The organism is uncultured Treponema sp., from assembly GCF_946187725.1.
Taxonomy (GTDB): Bacteria; Spirochaetota; Spirochaetia; order Treponematales; family Treponemataceae; genus Treponema_D.
On sequence record NZ_CAMHSK010000044.1, the window covers coordinates 1 to 21,801 of the forward strand.

At 41.8% G+C, this 21,801-nt stretch carries 21 protein-coding genes; 15 read left to right on the top strand and 6 right to left on the bottom strand.

The genetic code is table 11. The features are described from left to right. Positions 1-397: 397 nt before the first annotated feature. Positions 398-1,336: an Rpn family recombination-promoting nuclease/putative transposase gene (locus tag Q0Q74_RS12280; RefSeq protein WP_294431269.1), complete on the bottom strand. Its 939-nt coding sequence runs from the start codon at positions 1,334-1,336 to the stop codon at positions 398-400. A 321-nt stretch (positions 1,337-1,657) separates the two neighbouring features. On the opposite strand from Q0Q74_RS12280, the gene Q0Q74_RS12285 reads away from it, so the two are divergent. The 3 genes from Q0Q74_RS12285 to Q0Q74_RS12295 are packed head-to-tail and all read left to right on the top strand — an operon-like array spanning position 1,658 to position 4,060. Next, entirely contained in the window at positions 1,658-2,587 is a 930-nt protein-coding gene (locus Q0Q74_RS12285; RefSeq protein ID WP_294431270.1) for an MBL fold metallo-hydrolase, read from the top strand. A 33-nt stretch (positions 2,588-2,620) separates the two neighbouring features. Further along, positions 2,621-3,001: a hypothetical protein gene (locus Q0Q74_RS12290; protein WP_294431273.1), complete on the top strand. Its 381-nt coding sequence runs from the start codon at positions 2,621-2,623 to the stop codon at positions 2,999-3,001. Positions 3,002-3,019: 18 nt separating this feature from the next. Next, on the top strand, positions 3,020-4,060 hold the full coding sequence (locus tag Q0Q74_RS12295) for an SAM-dependent methyltransferase (protein WP_294431274.1): 1,041 nt from the start codon (positions 3,020-3,022) through the stop codon (positions 4,058-4,060). 21 nt (positions 4,061-4,081) lie between these two features. Here the strand turns inward: Q0Q74_RS12295 and metA are convergent, their stop codons facing one another. Next, entirely contained in the window at positions 4,082-4,999 is a 918-nt protein-coding gene (gene metA / locus Q0Q74_RS12300) for a homoserine O-succinyltransferase (protein ID WP_294431276.1), read from the bottom strand. A gap of 46 nt (positions 5,000-5,045) precedes the next feature. Here metA and Q0Q74_RS12305 point away from each other — a divergent pair, with 46 nt between their 5' ends. The 5 genes from Q0Q74_RS12305 to Q0Q74_RS12325 all read left to right on the top strand — a co-directional run bounded on the left by Q0Q74_RS12305 (position 5,046) and on the right by Q0Q74_RS12325 (position 10,418). Next, positions 5,046-6,026: an alpha/beta hydrolase fold domain-containing protein gene (locus Q0Q74_RS12305; protein WP_294431278.1), complete on the top strand. Its 981-nt coding sequence runs from the start codon at positions 5,046-5,048 to the stop codon at positions 6,024-6,026. An 85-nt stretch (positions 6,027-6,111) separates the two neighbouring features. Then, entirely contained in the window at positions 6,112-7,650 is a 1,539-nt protein-coding gene (locus Q0Q74_RS12310; RefSeq protein WP_294431279.1) for a peptidase U32 family protein, read from the top strand. A gap of 48 nt (positions 7,651-7,698) precedes the next feature. Beyond that, a complete protein-coding gene (locus Q0Q74_RS12315; protein ID WP_294431281.1) occupies positions 7,699-8,427 on the top strand; it encodes a hypothetical protein in 729 nt (242 codons plus the stop codon). A 29-nt stretch (positions 8,428-8,456) separates the two neighbouring features. Then, positions 8,457-9,416 (top strand): metallophosphoesterase, encoded by a 960-nt coding sequence (locus Q0Q74_RS12320; protein WP_294431282.1) that lies wholly within the window; start codon positions 8,457-8,459, stop codon positions 9,414-9,416. Between the two features lie 69 nt (positions 9,417-9,485). After that, positions 9,486-10,418: an ABC transporter substrate-binding protein gene (locus Q0Q74_RS12325; RefSeq protein ID WP_294431283.1), complete on the top strand. Its 933-nt coding sequence runs from the start codon at positions 9,486-9,488 to the stop codon at positions 10,416-10,418. Positions 10,419-10,500: 82 nt separating this feature from the next. On the opposite strand, the gene Q0Q74_RS12330 is transcribed toward Q0Q74_RS12325, so the two are convergent. Next, positions 10,501-10,590 (bottom strand): UvrB/UvrC motif-containing protein, encoded by a 90-nt coding sequence (locus tag Q0Q74_RS12330; RefSeq protein WP_294431284.1) that lies wholly within the window; start codon positions 10,588-10,590, stop codon positions 10,501-10,503. Between the two features lie 131 nt (positions 10,591-10,721). After that, entirely contained in the window at positions 10,722-12,719 is a 1,998-nt protein-coding gene (gene uvrB / locus Q0Q74_RS12335) for an excinuclease ABC subunit UvrB (RefSeq protein WP_294431286.1), read from the bottom strand. A gap of 137 nt (positions 12,720-12,856) precedes the next feature. Between uvrB and Q0Q74_RS12340 the strand changes: the two genes are divergently transcribed. Next, the gene (locus Q0Q74_RS12340; protein WP_294431289.1) at positions 12,857-14,269 is read left to right on the top strand and encodes an RNA-binding domain-containing protein; all 1,413 of its coding nucleotides are present in this window, start codon (positions 12,857-12,859) and stop codon (positions 14,267-14,269) included. Positions 14,270-14,506: 237 nt separating this feature from the next. On the opposite strand, the gene Q0Q74_RS12345 is transcribed toward Q0Q74_RS12340, so the two are convergent. After that, positions 14,507-14,806: a helix-turn-helix domain-containing protein gene (locus tag Q0Q74_RS12345; RefSeq protein WP_294431291.1), complete on the bottom strand. Its 300-nt coding sequence runs from the start codon at positions 14,804-14,806 to the stop codon at positions 14,507-14,509. Between the two features lie 158 nt (positions 14,807-14,964). On the opposite strand from Q0Q74_RS12345, the gene Q0Q74_RS12350 reads away from it, so the two are divergent. The 5 genes from Q0Q74_RS12350 (at position 14,965) to Q0Q74_RS12370 (ending at position 19,727) form a co-directional block, all read left to right on the top strand. Continuing rightward, positions 14,965-15,876, top strand: coding sequence for a hypothetical protein (locus Q0Q74_RS12350; RefSeq protein WP_294431292.1), 912 nt, complete (start codon positions 14,965-14,967; stop codon positions 15,874-15,876). A gap of 132 nt (positions 15,877-16,008) precedes the next feature. After that, positions 16,009-18,141: an InlB B-repeat-containing protein gene (locus Q0Q74_RS12355; RefSeq protein ID WP_294431293.1), complete on the top strand. Its 2,133-nt coding sequence runs from the start codon at positions 16,009-16,011 to the stop codon at positions 18,139-18,141. 10 nt (positions 18,142-18,151) lie between these two features. Then, on the top strand, positions 18,152-18,514 hold the full coding sequence (locus Q0Q74_RS12360; RefSeq protein WP_294431295.1) for a hypothetical protein: 363 nt from the start codon (positions 18,152-18,154) through the stop codon (positions 18,512-18,514). A 96-nt stretch (positions 18,515-18,610) separates the two neighbouring features. After that, entirely contained in the window at positions 18,611-19,024 is a 414-nt protein-coding gene (locus tag Q0Q74_RS12365) for a hypothetical protein (RefSeq protein ID WP_294431297.1), read from the top strand. Between the two features lie 415 nt (positions 19,025-19,439). Continuing rightward, the gene (locus Q0Q74_RS12370) at positions 19,440-19,727 is read left to right on the top strand and encodes a hypothetical protein (protein WP_294431298.1); all 288 of its coding nucleotides are present in this window, start codon (positions 19,440-19,442) and stop codon (positions 19,725-19,727) included. A gap of 155 nt (positions 19,728-19,882) precedes the next feature. Here Q0Q74_RS12370 and Q0Q74_RS12375 read toward each other — a convergent pair whose 3' ends face one another. Then, a complete protein-coding gene (locus Q0Q74_RS12375) occupies positions 19,883-21,109 on the bottom strand; it encodes an ATP-binding protein (RefSeq protein ID WP_294431300.1) in 1,227 nt (408 codons plus the stop codon). A 252-nt stretch (positions 21,110-21,361) separates the two neighbouring features. Here Q0Q74_RS12375 and Q0Q74_RS12380 point away from each other — a divergent pair. Continuing rightward, positions 21,362-21,801 (top strand): elongation factor P (locus tag Q0Q74_RS12380; RefSeq protein ID WP_294431301.1); only part of this gene is annotated, 440 nt, incomplete at its 3' end.

Below are 21,801 nucleotides of genomic sequence, written 5' to 3' on the forward strand. Positions count from 1 at the left end.
TTGCGTCCGAACATGTTCACGAATAGAGAGCTTTTGTAATCGCGTTTTGGGGGTGCTGTTTCTGTTGGTGCCATAAATGACTCCTTTTTTACAAATAAAATTGAGTGAAAGAAAAGAATTGCGTTCCCTTTTCACTACACTTATTTATTTGAAAAAAAAGTCATGTTTCGGCAATGTCCACAGATAATATTTTGTTATAATTGCAGAAAAGGCCGCTCCGTTCGACATCCATGTCGTAACAAGAATTTTGCTTTGCAAAATTCTTGCAAATTATCCGTCTCCTACCCACATCCATGTGGGGGGTACTCTAAAAAGCGAAGACTCGACATACTTGTCTTGGACAAGGAATGTTGCGCAAAAAAAACACCGCACTTCATCCCCGCAGTGCGGTGTTTTTTTATGAGAGCCGCTTGATTTCCTCAGCAGAAAGCCCAGTCAGTTTTGCGATTTGTTCTGGAGCTATATTCATCAAAAGGGCAGTCCGTGCTGTTTCAAGAGCCTTTTTGCGTTCTCCTTCCGCAAGTCCGGCGGCATGCCCGCTGTTGAACGCGTATTTTTCACGGGAGATGCAGTCGTGGACAAATCTTTCGTAGCCGAACTGGTTTTCCCATTCCTGCTGGTTGCGGCTCATTTTGTTTAAGAGTGCCTGTGCCATGTCCATTTCCTCCTGCATTGCGGTAAGTTTTTGTAAAAGGGATTGTGTCTGCGGATTTCCGCCCATCTTTATCAGAATAGACCAAAATTCTACTTCTGACAACTCTTTCGCCCCGTCTGCGAGTTTCTTTAGAATCTCGTTGATTTTCGGCAATTCGATGTAGTGAATCTGCATAATATCACTTAGTTCCGTGTTGTCCTCGCGTTCCTTGAAGGTATACGCGTGATGCAATTTCTTGTCTTCGATTTTCTGGAAATCCATGAACATGATTTGATAAATGTGCGGAAGTTGCGAGTACGGCTCGCCCGATGAGAGCGCGTTGTGCGTGAGGGTGGCGGCATAGTAGATTGACCGCTTGATTTGGTCGTCCTTGTACATCGAGTTTTGTAGCTCGACATCAACTTCACTCCCGTCCGCCAGCTTGCAGTGAATGTCAAGTCGCGGAAATTTGCCGTCTGTGCGGGTTGGAAGCAGTTCGGGGTTCAGGACTTTTGTTTCCTCGACTTCCTGCCCGATTACCGCCGAAAGCATTTTGCGCCTGCAATACGCTGATTCCTTGCACTTTTTTGAGAAGAAGGATTTGAATACGATGTCGTTTTTTAAGTTGAGTATTCTTCCTTCTGCGACAGCCCGTGCCGCCTGTTCCTTGACTTCATCGTCGATTATGATCTGATATTTCATATCGCCACCTTTTTTACAAATAAAATTGAGTGAGAGAAAAGAATTGTGTTCCCTTTTCTTTTACTTATTTATTTGAAAAAAAAGTCACATTTCGGCAATGTCCACAGATAATATTTTGTTATAATTACAGAAAAGGCCGCTCCGTTCGATATCCATGTCGTAACAAGAATTTTGCTTTGCAAAATTCTTGCGAATTATCCGTCTCTTACCCACATCCATGTGCGATTTACTCCAGAATCCCAATTCATCCCTTTGAATTAAACCGTTTTTTCTCCGCGCGCTCTGTGTACTCTGTGCGGAATTTTTGATAGAATCTTAAATATGAAAATGACTTTGATGGGCACTGGAACGAGTCATGGAGTTCCTGTCATTGCCTGCAATTGTGCTGTCTGTTCTTCCTCTGACCCGCATGATACAAGGCTTCGGTGCAGTGCTCTTGTTGAGCATGAAAACCTTAATTTACTTATTGATGTCGGGCCTGATTTCCGTGCTCAGGCTTTGCGTCATAAAATCTGCCGTCTTGATGCCGTTTTCATTACGCATTCGCACGCTGACCATCTTCACGGAATCGATGATTTGCGTATTTTCAGCCACAAAAATTCTGCCGCAATGAACTGTAATCGCAAGCTCCGTTCAAAATATCCCGAAACAAGAGGGGAAGGGCTTCCTGTTTACACAAGTGGGCGCACAAAAGGCTATATCCACGAGCGTTTTCCGTACATCTTTGTTGACCATGACAAGGGCGGCGGAATCCCAAAACTGAATCTTATTTCTTTTGACAATAACGATGAGAAAAATCCTCTCGAATTAGGCGAATCTTCTTCAAATCAGCTTCAGGTCGTTCCAATCCCGATGCTGCATGGAAATCATCACACGGACGGTTTTGTTTTCAGCTATGTAAATTCAGCAGGAATTAAAAAGGGAATCGCCTATCTGACTGACTGCAATTTCATCAGCGATGAATCAATCGAACGCGTCAAAAAATCCGGCGGTCAAATCGAGCATCTTGTTATTGATGCCTTGCGCGAAGAGGAACATTCAAGTCACTGCAATTTTGCTCAGGCTATGGGATATGCTCAGAGAATCGGGGCAAAGCACACTTGGTTCACGCACATCACGCACGAAAAAAATCATGTGCAAATATGCAATTATATAGAAGAGAATTTGCATAAATATCCGGATTTGCAGAAAATTGTTCTTGCCGGTGGGTCTGTCGCTCCTGCTTATGACGGTCTTGTTCTGGTAAGTTGAATTTTTCCAGTTTTTTCTTCATAATAAAAATCTATGAGATGCCAGAGAATTTCTGAACGCTTTGATGATTTCGCAAGAGTTGTGTGCCCAGATTTATGCATCGTGAGCGGCGTTCTGCTTGACATCAGTAAAGAGGGCTTTAAGGCTGAATTCAATGCCCCATGTACTGTCGATTTAGAAAAAGAATATCAGGTTCAGCTCAGGCTTTCCCGAATTACTGCGGAACCTTTGGATTTGATTGTCCGGCCTGTCTGGTCTAAATTTGTTGATGGAAAAACAGAACTTGGTGTGACGATTTTACATTCAAAAGACACGACCCGGCTTGAAAAATACATAAGAATGCTCAAAGATGAAAAAAATGACCGTGATGATGCCGGAATCGTTTCGTATGATTCTGATTCGCTTTTTATTTAAAATTTAAGCTGGTAAAAAATGCATACAATCGAAAAATTGAGCGGAGTTGCCTTCCTTGCTTTTCCCGAAATGAAAAATCTTCTCACATCGGAACTTGCTTCTCGTTTTGGCTATGGAAAAGTCGTCGATGCCGCTACGATTGGCGGCAAATCGTTTTTGCATGATGGAAAGGCTGTCTGGTACGGTGATTTGCTTTATTGTCCTGATTTTAGCGTTGAGCTTTCCGAAAATGAAAATCCGGCTCTTCCTTATTGGGCGCGCTCATGTATGATTTCGCCGTTTCTGGTTCATTTTGATTCAATTGCTGATGCGGCTAATGCCCTTAAAGAGATGCAGCGGAACTGGGCACCTTATCAGTATCAGCTTTTTAGGCGTGCAAGTTTGATTCAGGAAAAACTTCCATATATCAATTTGAAGACACGCACTTTCCCTGTAAAAATCCCGAATTCGCCGATGGGAATGTACACTTTGCTTGATGAAAAGACGATGCTTGCATCTGCGCTCACAAATAGCACGCTTCCTGCCGGTACGATTCAGTTTGTTGAAGACCATGAAAATCCGCCGAGCAGAGCTTACCTCAAGATTCAGGAAAGCCTCACTCTTTACAATTCATATTTTGGGGTGGAACTCCCTAAAGAGGGCGATAAGTGCTTTGAAGCGGGGGCATGTCCTGGCGGCTGGACATGGGTTTTGCGTTTGCTTGGTGCAGATGTGCTTGCTGTTGACCGTGCGGAACTTGCACCTTCGCTCATGGCAGACGAGCATGTCAAATTCATGGCTCACGATGCCTTTACTCTTAAACCCGATGAAGTCTGCAAAATCTTGAACTGTGAAAAACTCGACTGGCTTTTGAGCGATGTAATCTGCTACCCGGAAAGGCTTTTTGAATGGATTGGAATGTGGCGTGAAAGCGGTCGTGCAAAGAACATAATCTGCACAATCAAAATGCAGGGCGCAATCGACTGGCCTTTAATCGACGAATTTGCCAAAATCCAGAATTCAAAAATCGTACACTTAAACTACAACAAGCACGAACTCACGATAATGATTAAAAATTAGCAATTAGTAATTACACATTGCTCATTTCTCATTATCAAAGTCGTACGGAGTTTCCTGGTAGACATAGTAGTTCAGCCAGTTTGAGTAGAAAAGATGTGCGGTGCTTCGCCAGTTGCTGACGGGTTGTTTTGAAGGGTCGTTGCCAGGGAAGTAATTTACTGGCAGGTCGATTGGCAGACCCTTGTTTTTGTCGCGCCAGTATTCGTGAGCGAGGGTTTCTGTGTCGTATTCCAAATGCCCCATCATGAAGATTGAGCGATTGTCTTTTGATTTTGAAATGGTGACCTCGCCTTCGATATTTTCTGCGAGAATGACTAAATCTTTTTGAGCTTCGATGAATTTTCTGTCAACGGTGGTGTGCCTGCTCGTGGGAACCGGGAAAACATCATCAAATCCACGCATGAGAGGGTCGGCTTTGACGGCACGGCGGTTTGGCAGAATTCCGAAAAGCTTTTTGGGAAGTCCCTGTTTCTGGATGTTGTAATTGTGATAAAGACCAGCCTGTGCTCCCCAACAGATGTAAAGCGTGGAGTAGACATTTTCTTTGGCATAGTCAATGATTCTGCAAAGTTCAGACCAGTAATCAACCTGTTCAAAAGGCATTTGTTCAACTGGAGCGCCCGTGATAATCATTCCGTCGTATTTATGCTTGAAAATTTCGCTTGAAGGAATGTAAAACTTTTCAAGATGCTCGCCCGAAACATGAGTTGATTTGTGGTCTTCCATGCGTACAAGCGAAATGTCAATTTGAAGCGGAGTGTTGCCAAGGAGACGGAGAATCTGAGTCTCGGTGGCTTCTTTGGTTGGCATGAGATTTACAATCGCAATTTTAAGCGGGCGGATATCCTGTGTGGCGGCCCGGTTTTCGGTCATAACGAAGATATTTTCGTTTTCGAGAATTGTTCTTGCTGGTAAATCTGACTGAACTTTTATTGGCATGGCTCATAGTGTAGCAAGTTTTTTGTTTTTTTACTATACTTACAGAATGAGTAGTGATAGAAGAGCGGCTGTCAAAAAGCTCAAGAGTTTTTATCTTTCGCCCAAAATTGACATCAATGATTTTCGTACGCGTCTTGAAGACAGTTTTTCAGCTGTTTTTTTGCCGAACAATGTCGAGTGCGAAGAAAAATCCTGCCGTCTCACAAAATATGATATCCTTTCACCAGAAGTCTTTGCGTCAAATCGTATTCTTCTATATATTCACGGCGGTAGTTTCGTAGGCGGTTCTCGTGCCGCATACAGGCCTTTTGTCGCTGCTTTGGCCAATGCCACTGCGAGCAAGGCTTTTCTGCCCGAATTCCGTCTGGCACCTGCTCATCCTTATCCCGCTTCGCTTGAAGATGTTCAGGAAGTTTTCCAGGAAATCTACATCCAGACCGAAACTTCACTTTCTCTTTCGGCTGATGTCGGTGACACAGAAAAAAAGCCTGAAATCATAATCATGGCTGACACGAGCGGTGCTTCAATCGCTTTTGCGCTTATGTTCGGTCTTGATAAAACCGTTCTTGAATCAGTTCGGCAGGTCGTGCTTTTTTCACCCTGGCTCGATTTTTCAGAAGACAATGATATGTTCACTGCCAAAAAAGTGAGCGATGAAATCTTTACGGCTGATTCCGTGCGCCTTGCAAGCGAGCATTACACTTATCAGGAAAATTGGAAGAATCCGTTTGTTTCGCCCTTAAAAGCTGACCGTTCGCTGCTTTCAAAAATTCCGCCTGTTTACATTCAGATGGGTGAAAAAGAAATCTTTTATGATGATGCGCTTGTTCTTCAGACAATGCTCAAAAATGCTGGCCGCAAGTGCGAACTTGATATATGGAAGAAAATGATGCCGATGTTTCAGCTCGCGGATGAAGAACTCAGTGAATCACATCTTGCAATCGAAAAAATCGGCAAGCTGATTACGGCAAAAGACCATTCGGATGAGAGTGTTCGTGAAATACAACTTCAACTAGAAAGAAGCTAATAATAATTAGCAATTAGCAGTGAGCGATTAGCAATTGTGAGATGTGGCAGTGCTTCGCTCGTCCTTATTTTTTTGGAGGTATAAAATGGAATTAGTTTGTCCGGCAGGTAATATTGATAAACTTGGATACGCCTATGCTTATGGCGCTGATACGGCTTACATCGGTCTCAAAAGATTTTCTCTTCGCATCAAAGCCGACAATTTCTACGAGGATGAATACAAGCGCGTCATCGAACTCAAGAAAAAGTATCCTCAGAAAAGGCTTTTCTGTGCTTTGAACATCGCGTTCCATAATCATGACCTCAAAATGTTCCTGCAGAATCTCGACTACTTCAAGCAGTACCCGATTGACGCATTCATCGTTCAGGATTTGGGAATCGTGCCGATTTTGCAGAAGGAATTCCCCGGTACTCACCTTCATCTTTCTACACAGGCTTCGTGCATGAACAAAGAGGCGGTCAAAATGTACCATTCTCTTGGGTTCAAGCGTGTCGTTCTTGGCCGTGAAGTTTCCCTTGATGAAATCCGCGAAATTAAAGATGCTTGCCCGGAGATGGAACTTGAGTGTTTTGCTCACGGTGCAATGTGTATCGCTTATTCCGGCCGTTGTCTCATGAGCGCATATCTTACAGGCCGTTCTGCTCAGTCAGGCTTCTGCTCTCATTCCTGCAGATGGGAATATGATCTTGGAGTTAGCAGGGAGCAGTTAGCAGGGAGCAGTTGCGCGAAAGATTCTCCTTTGGCGAAGTTGAATGCTGAGGGTGGCGTTATTTCTGCTGAAGCTGCAAAAGAGATTGCTCAGTCGGGAATTTTGCGGTTGCAGGAAAGGCAGCGACCGGGCGAGTTGTTCCCGGTGTTTGAGGGTGATGATTTTACGGCGATTCTTTCGTCAAAAGATTTGTGCATGATTGACCACCTTGCGGACATGAAAAAGGCCGGCGTGGACGCAATCAAAGTTGAAGGACGAATGAAGTCAACTTACTATGTTGCGATGGTTGCCCGTGCTTACCGAAAGGCATTGGACGCACTTGAAGGCAAAATCTCTGCCGAAGAGGCCGCTCCGTTTATTGCTTCCCTTGATGATGTTGCGCACCGCGAATCAACAACCGGTTTCTATTACAACCGTGGCGATGCTGATAAAACTACAATTGGTGCGAGCGATTCACCTTATCTTCTTGCGGCTTCGATTGGCAATGCTTTTTCTGACGAAGAATGTGAAAATGTCTTTAAGACTGGAGAAAAGCTCCTTGCAGACAGAAATGCCGAACTTGAGGCAATGCACCCTGCGGCACGAGAAGCGGCTTTGCGGGATTTGGAGCAGCACCCAGAAAAGAAAATCAAGATTGCTGCCAAAAAAGAAGGCTGGAAGCTTTATCCATACAATGCCTTGAACCGCGTTGATTCTGGCACGGAACTTGAGTTTGTTTCACCTTCAGTACTTGCAAAAAAGGTCGCTGGCTCTGAATATGATTTTATCAATCCAAAGACTGGTGAATTGCTTGATTGGGTAAATGCAGACCATGACTGTGCAATTTATACGGCTGTTCCAGTTGAAGAAGACACTCTTGTGCGTGTTAAAGACCCAGATTACCGCGAGGGTGAAATTCGGGATCGAGGAAGATAGCAAGGCAAAACCCTCAATCTTCGCTCCAGCTTCTTGAAACCTGTGCCTATGCGGAAATTCTTCTTTTTGTGGGTGTTTGCTTTCTCAATTTCACGGCTCTCCGCTGATTTTTGTGACGGCATCACCTCAAAATTCCTTGAAATCGGACTTGCTTCAACGACAAATCGCGGAATCGAACGAAACAGCATTCTTTGTTCCGTGCAAGGGGGGCTGGAATCTCAATGGATTGAAGGAATCGCAGGCTTTCAATCTTATGAAGACTGCTCGGACTTTACCTTTAAGGCAAACGGCTGGTTTCCTTTTGCAGACTGGCAATCTGAAGATTCACGGCTCAGGCTGGGCTTGGGCGGAATTTACCATTTCCAGCGATACAATGAAATTTCTCTTGAACATGATTACATATTGAATTTCCTGCTTCGGCATCAAAATCTTTCTGGAAAAACAATTTCTTTCTTTTGCGGCTATGCTGGGAAAGCGGCAAAAATTTATGCGTTGGAAGATTATGTTCCGTGGATTTATGATACTTATCCTGAAGCCGGAATTCTAATCGATAAAGTCTGGAAAAACGGTATCGAAGCGTATTTCGAACTCGCCCTGAATGACATGTATCGTTACCCACATTTTTGCACACCGCATTATCTTTTTGGAACTGCCTTTAATCTCGATTCTGGCCTTCGTTTTTCAAGCGACATTTCAATTCGGATTGCGGACGGATATGCGGCATCTCCTTACATTGACAGCATGATTTTAAGATTCGGAGTGAGGTATACATTTTGAAAACTGATTGCAAATTCACTCACTTTTTCATGATTTTACTTGTTTTGCTGGCACTTTTTTTAAGTTCATGCTCTTCCTACGGATTTTTCTTCGGGCAATTTGGAGAAGAGGATGTTGATTCCCGCTCTTCGCGAATGAAAAATTTCGGAACACTTGATTTATCTGACCAAAAAGTGCAACTTTCTTCTATATATAGTGTTCTTGTGGTGACTGATTTGCATTTTGGTTCCGGGCGCGAAAAGCTGGACGAAGAGAAGTTCATTTCCTGGCTCGATTCCTGGTTTCAAAAATACACTGAAGGCGAGAATGCTGATTTTACGAAGTTACCGCGTTTTGCTATAAATCTTGGCGATACGGCAGACGGCGGCAAAAAAGAGCAGTTTGAAGATTTCATTGTCTTTGAGAACAAAATCAAGGCCGTCGCTGGAAAATATCTTTATGGTGAAACCGATGAAACGCCCGCTTCAGAAAGAAAATTCAAAGTGTGGTCGGTTCTTGGAAATCACGATTTGTACCACAAGGGAGCCGCTAATTTTGAAAATCTTGTCTATCCTCATACTTCAAGTTATTTTTTCAATTTTGATGCTGATTCAACTGATTCTTCGTCAGGCTTTTCGTTTTATTTTTTAGACACTGCGAATGGAACTACGGGCACAAAGCAGCTCGCCGATTTTAAATCTAAGATTTATGCTGATTCGAGGCCGAAAATTGTTTTGACTCATTATCCTGTTTATGCGGGCGGAACAAATATGTTCATGATTATTCAGAACACTCTCGAACGGAACACTTTACTCACATATTTTGCGGAAGGAAATGTCAGGCAGGTTTATGAAGGTCATGCCCATCACAATTACGGGTTTGATTTTAAGATTTTCCGCGAAGATGTAATCGGGTCGCTTCGATTTTCAACTCGGACTAAAAGACAGTGCGCAATTTTTACCGTAAACGAAACGACAGGAAAAATCTCCACAGATGTAATTGTATACTGATTTTTCGGCTTTTCGCTTCTGAGGGGCGAAGTGGATTTTTTTTGAAATCTGTGATAATCTGCCTTGTTTATGAAGCGATTTTCATGTGTTGTCCTTTGTTTATTCTCTGCATACTTTTTAAGTGCACAGCTTTCTTCAATTCGGCTTGGCGTCCTCAAAGGAATTTCCTGTGCTCCCTGTGCGTATTTAATCGAAAATAAGGCAAAACTTTCTGTTCAGAATATGAATTTTCAGATTTTTGATTCTGAACGCACTGAATTGCCAAAACTCCTTCGTGGTGAACTTGATGTTGGCTTTCTTGCACCGAAGGATGCGGCCAAAGTCTTTAAGACAACCGGCGGTTCAATCGTCATGCTTGCTTCTGTTCAAAACGGAAATCTTTTTCTTCTTACAAACGATGAAAATTACCGCTCTTTTGAGGATTTGAAAGGCGAGACTCTTATTTGTGCGGAAAATGATATTGAGGAAACGACGGTTTTTAAGCATATTCTTTCAGAAAAAGAAATTACCATTGGAGATGATGAAAAGTCCGTCAAAATTGATTTTTCAGTTCCGCAGGCGAACATAGCGAATTCGCTGATTCTGGGCAAGACGAAATATGCCCTTGTTCGAGAACCATTTGCTACAATTGCGTTAAACACTTCTTCTGTCCGGCGCGTTGAAAATATCCAGAAAACTTATTCCAGCGTAGAAGAGGGCAGTTCTTTTCCTGTTCTGCTGCTCGTTGCCAGAACTGATTTTGTGAAAGAAAAATCTGATTTGCTGAAGCGTTTTTTGGAGGAATATAGAAAGGCTCTTCTCTGGACAACAAAAAATCCTTCGAATGCCGCTTTTCTTATTGAAAAACACGATTTCGGCCTTTCTTCGTCAGTGGCAGGAAAATCAATCCCAAATGCTTCCCTGACTTTCCGAGAGTCAAATGCCGTAAAATCCGATTTAGAAAAACTCTACGGACTTTTAGGCGTGGAAAATCCCACAGACGAGTTTTATTTCAGAAAATAAGTTATGACGCAGATGTACGCAGATAGACACAGATAAATTTTCTGAGCATAAATCATCTGCGTTAATCAGCGTTTATCCGCGTCTATTTCCCGCTTCCGTAAGTCCGTTCAATTTCCTGAATCTGGTCGCGTACGGCGGCGGCCTGCTCGTACTCACCGAACCAAAAATCCATCCTTGGATTTTTGGATTCGTACGAGAAAATTCTGTTCACCTGCGGCAAACACAGCAAATGTCGTTGTCTTTGCTGTTTGAATTTTCTCTCTTTGCTTTTACCCTACATCCTGTAGGGCATTTTGCATTTTCTTACTTTTCGTACATTCTCTGTATTTCAAGAATTTCATCGCGTATTGAAGCCGCTTTTTCATATTCGAGTTTATCGGCGAAGTCGCTCATTTCTTTCTTTAGGGCTTCGATCAGCTTCTTACGCTGCTTCGGGTCGAAGAGGTTCGCGCTCTTTTTGAGAACGCCAAGCTCGATTTCGGCTTCTTCCTCGGCATTTGCCTGTTGGCGAACGAGAATGTCCTGAACGGCTTTTGAAACTGTGTGCGGCGTGATTCCGTGCTCTTCGTTGTACTTCTGCTGGATTTCACGGCGGCGTTTGGTTTCGGCTACGGTCTCTTTGATTGCAGGCGTGATATTGTCGGCGTACATTACGACCATACCGTTTTCGTTTCGGGCGGCTCGGCCTACAATCTGAATCAAACTCGTGGTTGAGCGCAAAAAGCCGATTTTGTCCGCGTCAAGGATTGCGATGAAGCTGACTTCCGGCAAGTCGATTCCCTCTCGCAAAAGGTTGATTCCAATCAAAACATCGATTTCACCGACTCGCAGGGACTTCAAAATCTCAACTCGCTCAAAAGTATCGATTTCGGAATGGATGTATTTTACTTTGAGATTCAAGCCCAAAAGATAGTCGGTCAAATCTTCTGCCATCTTTTTGGTCAAAGTCAGAATCAGGCTGCGCTCACCCTTTTCGATTCGTGCCTTGACCTCCTTGTAAATGTCTTCCATTTGGCCTTCGCTCGGACGCACATCGATAATCGGGTCAAGAAGACCCGTGGGGCGGATAATCTGCTCTACGACCTGAGTTGACTGCTTGATTTCTTCTGGGCGGGGAGTGGCCGTGACATAAATCACCTGGTTAATCTTCTTCCAGAATTCATCGGATTTAAGCGGGCGGTTATCAAGGGCACTTGGCAGGCGGAATCCAAAGTCGACTAAATTTTGCTTGCGGCTTCGGTCTCCCTCGTACATTGCACCTATTTGCGGAACCGTGACATGAGCTTCATCAATTAAGCATAAAAAATCATCAGGAAAGTAGTGCAAGAGAGTTGCGGGTGGCTCTCCGCTTTTTCTTCCTGAAATCGGCCCTGAATAATTTTCGATTCCTGAGCAGTAACCCATTTCCTTCATCATCTCGATGTCATAAGTCGTTCGGGTTTTGAGTCGTTCAGCTTCAATCATTTTGCCCGCTGCCTGCAAAGTCTCGACACGCTCTTCAAGTTCTTTTTGAATCCGCTCCGTGGCAGAAACAAGCGCGTCATGCGGAACAACGAAGTGCTTTGCCGGGTAAAGCTGCAATTCGTCCAGCTCTTCTTCGGTGGCACGGTTCAGAACATTGAATCTCGATATGCGCGCAACTTCGTCAAAATCAAGCTCGATTCGATAAGCCGTGTCGGTTTCCATGTAAGGCGGATAAACTTCGATTACATCGCCGCGAACACGGAAATTGCCCCGTTCCAGAACCATGTCGTTGCGCTGATATTGAATCGAAGCCAGGTCCCGCTCGAATTTTCGTAAATCCAGAATATCGCCCTTTTCGATGTGAACGCGCATATCCTTGTACAAATCCGGCATACCCAAACCGTAAATGCAGCTCACGGTTGCCACGACGATTACATCACGGCGTTCCATCAAAGAATAAGTGGCGGCAAGGCGGAGCTTGTCAATCTCGTCGTTTACATCGGCATCTTTTTCGATATATAAATCGCGTGCAGGAACATAAGCTTCCGGCTGATAGTAGTCGTAATAAGAGACAAAATATTCAACGGCATTGTTCGGAAAAAACGACTTGAACTCGCGGTAAAGCTGTGCCGAAAGGGTCTTGTTGTGGCTGATAATGAGAGTGGGCCTCTGAACCTTCTCGATAATCTTTGCCATCGTGAAGGTCTTGCCTGAGCCGGTAACGCCTTTGAGAGTCTGAAAACGGTCGCCTTTCAAAAAGCCTTCTGAGAGTTTTTCGATTGCCTGCCCCTGATCGCCTGAAGGCTGGTATGGGCTGACTACTTCAAATTTACGCATGAGGACAGTATAGCATGTACGAAGGGGGAAGTCATCGCATCACCAGCGAGTTTTCTTCCGAAATTTCTTCCGAAATTTCTTCCGAAATTGTTCCGAAATTTCTTCCGAAATTTTTTGAATTTGTCGATATTTAGAATATGACAGAAAACATGATTCGGGCACTGATCCTGGAAGGTGAAAATTCTTGGATTGAGTTCAAAAGATGCGGAAATGGAATTGAAGGCGATGTTTATGAAACAGTCTGCTCTTTCTCAAATCACTTCGGTGGAACAATATTGTGCGGAGTCCTTGATGACGGTTCAATTCAAGGAATATCTGAAAAAGCCATAGCATCTTTAAAAAAGAATTTTATTAGCGTAATTTCAAATCCATCGATGTTTTCTCCGACTCTAATGATTGAGCCGAAATCTGTGAAAATTGACGGAAAGACAATCCTCTGTATTCAGGTTCCTTCGAGTTCCGAAGTTCATACTTATAAAAAAGTGATTTATGACCGTGTTTTTGAGTCTGATGTAAAAGTGACGGCAACAGCCCAAATTGCAGAAATGTATATCCGAAAGCAAAATGTCTTTACAGAAAAAAAAGTTTTCAGGTATGCGACTATAAATGAATTGGAGCCGGGAATAATTGAAAAATGCCGGAATCTCGCGCTTCTTAAAAACAGTGAACATCCGTGGAGAAATCTGAATGATGAAGAACTTATAAAAAGTGCTCATTTGTATGGAAAAGACTGGCAAACTGGAGATGAAGGAATGACTCTTGCGGGGCTTTTGCTGTTGGGAAAAGAAGATGTGATAATGTCTGTCTGCCCGACTTACAAGACCGATGCCCTTTTGAGGCGTGTGAATCTCGACAGGTACGATGACAGAATTACAATCTATAAGAATCTTGTTGAAAGCTATGACCTACTGATGCAGTTTGCTCAAAAACATCTGCCAGACAAATTCTTTATGGAAGGAATACAGACCGTAAGCTTGCGTGACAAAATCGTCCGTGAAATGGTCTCAAATCTTCTTATGCACCGTGAATTTTCAAGTGCTTATGTCTCGAAATTCATTATCGAAAAAGAGCAGATTTACACCGAAAATCCTTGCCGCGCGCAAAATCACATTGAAATAACCCCTGAGAATTTTACACCAGTTTCAAAAAATCCGATAATTGCAAGATTTTTCTCAAATATCGGGTATGCAGACGAACTTGGCTCAGGAACTAGAAATCTCTTTAAATATTCGCAGCTTTATTCAGGGAAAAAGCCCGTGATGATAGAGGACACTATGTTCACTCTGTCTGTTCCGTTGGATGAGAACTATTCCGCTGATTATCAGATAAATGTGCCAACACCGAAAAATACTAGGTCTGACATCAGCGAGCGGGAGCAGAAAATTATCGCAATTATGAAGGAAACCCCGGACATAACAGCCGTTCAAATTGCCTCTGAACTAGGAGTTTCTTCAAGAACAATAGAGAATGCGATAAAAAATTTGCGTGAAAAAAGATACATTGAGCGACAGGGGGCTACAAAAGACGGTCGATGGATTGTGATAAAGTAAGCGGGCTAATGCCGAAAATAAATTTCACTTATTCGCCGTATGTCTGTAAATCCATTTTCAAATTAATTTACTTCAAAGCTCGCGCAGTTCCAGTCCACGCTATCCACTGTAAGAACGCACTCGCTTATGCCTTTCTCGGAGAAAGCGAAATATATAGAAGAGTTTTTTCATGAGGGTATTATAGAATGGAATGTTTGGGGAATGAAAAAAAATTAATACCTCTGTCAGTCTATGTGTCTATACTTTCTGGAAACTCGCGTTAATCAAATCGCAAACATTCTTTAATAAATCATCTCGAATATAATCAATTCTCTTTTCTTCGTTTTTTTCATTTGAAAACAAATCTACGCTGTCACATTCCAACGCACTGGCAATCTGCTCAATCATCTGTACGGAAGGAAACTGCTTTTCTGCTTCAATCTTGGAAATATAATTCGGTGACGTTCCAATTTTTTCGGCCAATTCTGCCTGAGAAATTTCTAATTCTTTCCGTCTAGTTTTCATGTTTACGGCAAGCACAGTTCTGATGTTTGTCATATTCCTAATAGATTGGTTTATTCAATTTTTTTATAATTTTACCAATCGAATAAGTATTGTAAAATGAATGAATAGAACTTATAATCATTAAAATAAACAAAAATTAGACTGATTAGTATTGTTTTTATCTATCTCAAGAAGATAAAAGGAAGTTTGCTTTGAAAAAATCTCTTTGTATTATCATCAATTTTATTCTTCTTGCAGTTTCCCTTTCTGCAAAAGAAAATCTTGATTTATCCCTTAAGCGTGTTTCTGATGATGTTTCAGCCAGGGTTTCCTCAAAAACGATTCTTTGCGTGCTGAATTTTGATTCACAGTCAAAAGAAATGGGAGAATATATCCGTGATGAATTGATTTCTTCGTTCTCTGAGAATCCTAATATCCGAATCGTAACCCGACAGCACATGGACAAGGTGAATAAGGAGCTTGATTATCAGACTTCTGGGTATGTGAGCGACGAAACTGCCCTTTCTCTCTGTCAGCGACTTGGTGCACAGTCAATAGTTTTTGGACAGCTTTCGGAACTTGATAACGGCTATACTCTTCAAGTCAAAATGATCGATGTTGAGACTGGCTCTTACGCTTTGTTCAAAAAATACGAAATATCGCGCTCGTCAAGGACTGAGCAGCTTCTCCATCATGCGGCAACAATTTACAAATCTTCACTCGGATTCATTGCAGAGGCAAACAAAAATTCAATTTCTGGAATTGCACCGGCTGCGGGAATTTCTTTCGACTACAATGCGACGCGAAAATTTTCTTTGGGTGCTAAAGTTTTGGTCAGCTATGATGTGTTTGAAAAGGAAAACACAGTTTATGCGATTGAACCGCTTGGATTTTTGCGATGCTATCTGGTTTCACCGACTGGCGAGCCAAGTGCGGGGCTTTTTCTGGAAGGTCAGGGCGGTGGCGAAATCGTCCTTGTGAATGATGAAATAAAAATGGCTTTAAGTACGGGTCTTGCGCTTGGTTTCAGAGTTGTGACCGGTAATTTTTATTTTGAGCCGATTCTGCGTGGCGGTTATCCCTATATGTTTGGCGCTGGACTTGGATTCGGGTTCAGGTTTTAAGATCAGTAATTTAATCAGGCGTTCCCCGCATTGGCGGGTCGGGCTTTCCGCCGTTACGCTATCGCTTCATTGCCTGCGGCAACGCTGTCGCGCGGCTACAATCCCTAACGCATTTCAAAAAAGGAGTTTTTTATGAAACGTTTTTTCAGATTTATTTTCACACCATTCATTTTTCAACTTTTGCTTTTCACCTTACTAACTTCTTGTGAGAATCCTCTTTTCATCGGCATCACGGAACTTTATGAGGTCAATTTTTCGACAAATGGCGGTAGTCCAATTGAGTCACGAAGAACTGATTGTATAAAAGAAATCCCTCAAACATCAAAAAATGATTGCTCATTCTGCGGATGGTATACAAATTCGGCTTTTACAGGTGAAGCTGTTACTTTTCCATTTGAGTTGAATGAAGATACGACGCTTTATGCAAAATGGCAGCAAATGTACACCGTGACTTTTGCGACCAATGGTGGAACAAATCTTGAATCTTATAAAACTGGCATAATTGAAAAATCCCCTGATATCTCAAGGGCTGATTTTGTTTTTGCTGGCTGGTATACAACCGAAGAGTTTTCTGGAAGTGCAATTTCTTTTCCATATATGCTTACTCGACCGACAACACTTTATGCAAAATGGATTCAAACATCATTTTTAGTAAATTTTGAGACAAATGGCGGAAGTGCGATTGAATCGTATAAAACTGGAGTGATTCAAACTTTCCCTGAAACGGCGAAAGAAAATTTTATTTTTGCAGGTTGGTATACGACATCTGATTTTTCTGGCGAACCTGTGATTTTCCCTTATACACTTACAAAACAAACTTCATTTTACGCAAAATGGCTTCCAACATATCAAGCGAGTTTTGTAACTGGCGGTGGAAGCGAGATTTCTTCTTATCGAACTACAAAAATCGAAACTGCACCACAATCAGTTCGAGACGGATACAGTTTTGCGGGATGGTACACGGATGCTGAATTCTCTCAACTTGCAGACTTCCCATACTTACTAACTTCTGACACGATTTTTTATGCAAAATGGCAGAAAATTTATAGTGTTAAATTTGTAACAAACGGTGGAAGTGCAGTAACAGAGTTGAAAACTGGCTATATCGAGACAGAACCAATCACAACGAAAACTGATTTTGATTTTGGCGGATGGTACTTGGACGCAGATTTTACAGAAGAAAGCAGAGTGTCTTTTCCATACACGGTGACTGATGATATTTCGCTTTACGCAAAATGGACTGCTGAACAATGTACGATTACTTATTACTCGAACGGAGCAACTGGTGGAACCGTACCACTGAGTGTGAGTGTGGATAAGGGAAGTTCTTACACGATTCTTGGAAACTCTGGCAATCTTGAAAAAACAGGTTACGCTTTCACAAAGTGGAATACAAAAGCTGACGGAAATGGACAAGGTTACAGTGCTGGAAGTTCGATTACTGTAACTGGAAATGTAGCGTTATACGCCCAATGGGGAAAAGATTATGCGGCGATGATTACAGTTCCAGGCGGTTTCTTTTATTTTGGCGATTCAGAAGACGAAGATAGACCAAAAATCACCCTTTCAAGTTTCCAGATCGCACAGTACGAAGTGACCTACGAACTCTGGCTTGAAGTTGCGACCTGGGCAAAAGAAAACGGCTACAACCTCACCGCCGCAAGCAAAGGCTATGCCACAAACGATCAGTTCAAGAGTTTTCTCCCCGCAACAAACATCAGCTGGAACATGGCATGTGTCTGGCTCAACGCTTACAGTGCATACAAGGGATATGAGCCTGTTTACTATCGCGGAAACTCAATCTGGAAAGACGACACAAGCACAAGCGGCACATTCAGCTGGAACAAAACAAAGAACGGTTACAGACTTCCGACAGAATGTGAGTGGGAATTTGCAGCCGGTGGCGGAAATGCCGAGACTCATGATCAGTACACTTATGCAGGAAGCAATACCATTGGGGATGTTGCGTGGTATTCGGGTAATAGTGGAAGTGAAGCTCATCCTGTTGGTACGAAGAAAGCAAATGCTTTGGGGATTTATGATATGAGCGGAAATATTGCGGAATGGTGCTATGACTATTACGCAAATTTTGGTACAGGGGAATTGACGAATCCTGTGCATGAAAGTGGAAGTCATAGGTGCTTGAGAGGAGGAAATATTTATTCAAGTACAGGCCAATATTTAAAAATATTTGGCAGGGATTATTTTTCAGAAAATCATATAGCAAGTGACTTTGGCATTCGTCCAGCACGCAATGCGGAGTAAAGGAGGGAAAATGCTTGTAAAACTAATAAAAGATAATATTAAAATCGGTGACATTCTTTACACACCGAATCATACTGAAAAAAGAATATGTTCAATAACTGATGAAGTTATGATTTATGAACATGGGCGAAGCAGAGTTTGGTTTTTGATGGCTGATATTGTTTCAGCGTATGAAAGATTTAAGGGTACTCGTGTTTCATCAAAAGATTTAAGAAAGTTTTCACCACATGTATTTGATAGCAAGCAATGCGGACATAGTTGTAATGCAATCGTTTTTCAAATGATTATGGTTCGATGTGGATTAACTTATGGCGATATTCAAGGCACAGGGCTGTCAGAAAATCCATTTTATATTCAATTGAAACAATTGTAAGAAATATAGAGTACTGAATTAATTGTGGTGAACTTGACAGGATTTCTTAGGTGGGCTTACGATATTTCTATAAACAAGAAACTGGAGGTCATAAAAATGGATTTTGTAAAAAATAAAAGTGATTTGATTTGTAATGTTAGAATTCTTGATTCGTATCTGACTTGTGATGATGAAAAACGGATTTTTGCTGAAGACTTAATTCGGCATGGACATTGCTTCATGTTTATGAAAAAAAAAGGTGAAATCCATTTTTATCCGAGTCGCTTTATGGGCTATTTAAATGATACAAAAGAAAAATATGAGGAAAGTAAAAGAGAAAAGAAAAATCCCGAAAAACGTCCTGGTACCGTGGATGGAAGAAAAACAAATCGGGTTATTTGTTCAATATTGCACTGCCCATTGCAAAAAGATTCTGAATTAGAAAAAGAATATTTGTCGTATTGTAAAAAATATGGCATAGAGGCTGATAAAAGAGTTCATACTTTTTGGAAAGAAACTTTGAATTTTTAGTACTTATGTGAGGGGAATGTATAAACTAATATGACAAATTGCGAAATCAATTTAGAAATTTATTGAAAAATAAAGTATTGCGGAGAAGGTCAAATGGCTGATAAAGATTTAGAAAACGAATTTTACACCGCAGTAATGAATGATGTGAAAATTCTTTTTAAGTAAGGTTATAAGCCTACGGTTTTTCTTGATATGATTTCTCGGAATGGTGCAATTGAAACAGCAAAACAATTAGTAAACAGTAAAGAACCTTCTCCCGGATATACAAAACTTTGGGAAATGGCTGTTTGCAATATTCGGTTGAAAATCAGATTCTAGATAAGCGATGGCACTCTCTGTTTACCGATGAGGAAAGAGAAAAAGCAAGAGCGCGGCTTGCTGCGTATAATTTTATTGTGAAATAGGAGAAACAAAAATGACAACCAAATCTTTTGTAATGGATAATGACACATTTGAACTTGAATGTGATTATCATGATGGACGGACATTTAGACTGTACAAGAAAATTCCGACTGGTTTCAAAGATTTAAATCGTGACCAGAAAAGATTTATTGTAGAAAAACTGAAAAGAATTTTAATTGCACAACCTGATATTGAAATCCCTGCTGACGTAAAAATTTATGTTATGAATTATGCACCTGGCCACAAAAAAGGCAAAAAATCAAATGTTTTGGCAAGAATCTTGTATGACTTATTGCCTTAACAGCAAACAAATCTCCCTATCTCCCGCAAATCTCCGCCCCGCTATGGAGTGGCGCGAAGCGTTGCCGCAGGCAATGAGCGTTAGCGAACCAAGGAACAAAACGAGCACGGCAACGAATGTGCTCGGCGGCAGCCGGTTGATTAGCTCAAAAGCTTTTAAAACAATTCTCCATTTTGCATAAGGTCAGGCATATTTTTGTGAATGATTCCGTTGCGGTGCTGAATCGGGTCGCTTCTGGTAAGGACGTATTTCGGATAGTTATCCTTTATTGATTCAAGAGGTCTGTATTCACGGTCCTCAGTTTCCTGGCTGGACATTATTGTCATGCAGATTTGAAGATATGCGTAATCAACGTCTTTACGAAGTATGAAGTCACACTCCAGTTTTCCGATACGGCCTACACTTACAGAATAATCGTTTGAGCGGGCATAAATATAGGCAACATTTTCCATTACCGGGCCGTAATTTATGCGATTGTCGGTATTTGTGGAGTAGTAAAATCCAAGGTCGGAAAGATAATATTTCTTTTCTCCTGCTATGGATTTCTTAGACTTTAAGTCAAAGCGGCTGCATTCATAGAGGATTTTTGCATCACAAAGAATCTTGATATAGTTATTCAAAGTCTCCCTTTTGATTTTTGTACCGTCCTTCTCAAGAGCTTCCAGCATGTTTGTAAGGCTTGTAGTGGCTCCAAAATTATTTATGAGGTACTGCTGGATTTTCTGAAAGACAGAAACATTTCTGATTTTTACCCGGCGTTTGATGTCCTTCTGAAAAATCTCAGATATTACGCCAGTGACATAAGTTTTTTTATCCTGAAGGGAATCATACTGAACGGCCTTGGGAAATCCTCCTTCAATAAGATAACTGTCAAATTCCTGTACAAGATTCTGACTGATGTCCTTTTTGAAAAAAGCTTTCATTCCAAGATATTCCTGAAAGTTCAGAGGAAAAATTTCAAATTCAAGATAACGGCCCGTAAGCTTTGTGATAAGCTCGCCGCTTAAAAGATAGGAATTTGAGCCTGTTATGAAAATTGAAATGTCGCCTTCATCCCGGAATCCGTTAAGGACTTCTTCAAAGTCTGTTACATTTTGAACTTCATCAATGAAAAGATACTTGAGTCCTTTCACTTTTATGTTGTCTTCTATGAGTTTTTCCAGCTGGTCTGGAGTTTTAATATTTCTGTAACCGCGCTTGTCCAAATCTAAGTAGATTATGTGTTCCTTTAAAACGCCATTTCCCTCAAGCTCCTTCGCGATTGTCTGCATAAGGCTTGATTTTCCGCAGCGTCGGACCCCGGTAATAACCTTGATGATTTCCGTATCGTTGTAAAATCCTCGTATCTTCTTTAAGTAGGATTCGCGTTTGTAATACTTCATGCTTCTACCTTCGATTTTTATTGTATTCAAATTTTGAGATAAATGCAAGTTAAGGGGGTATTATTTCATATAATTCCGAATATTACCCCCTTAACTAAGTTTTTACTTATTAATCTGTCTTATGAGGTCCAAAAATCTAAAACCGGGATTTGTTTTGAGGGACATCTTCGCCCCTCCTGCCCAACTGTTGAATATCTCCCGAAAATACACTAAAATAATTCCATAAAGCTTTATTTTTTGAGGTAACATATTATGTTGATGACAAACGAAATCAAAGTCGGAACAGCTTTCATGTATGAAGGTGCTCCGCTCATCGTTCAGAAGATGCTCGGTCAGAAATCTGGTCGCCAGGGCATGGTTACAAAACTCCGTGTTGCAAACATCGTTACTGGCGGAACTCAGGATTTGGGTCTTGACGCTGGTGAGAAATTCGAGGAAGTTGATTTGGTCGAAAAGAATGTAAAACTTTCTTACATCGACGGAAACGACTATCACTTCATGGATCAGGAGACATACGATGACATCACTTTGGATAAGGACTACCTCGGTGACAATGCCGGCTACATTTCTCCAGATGATGACTACGAAGTAAAAGTAACATACTACAACGAGAAGCCGGTTGGTGTTCGCTTGCCAATCCAGGTAACTCGCACAATCACATACTGTGAGCCAGGCGTTAAGGGTGATACATC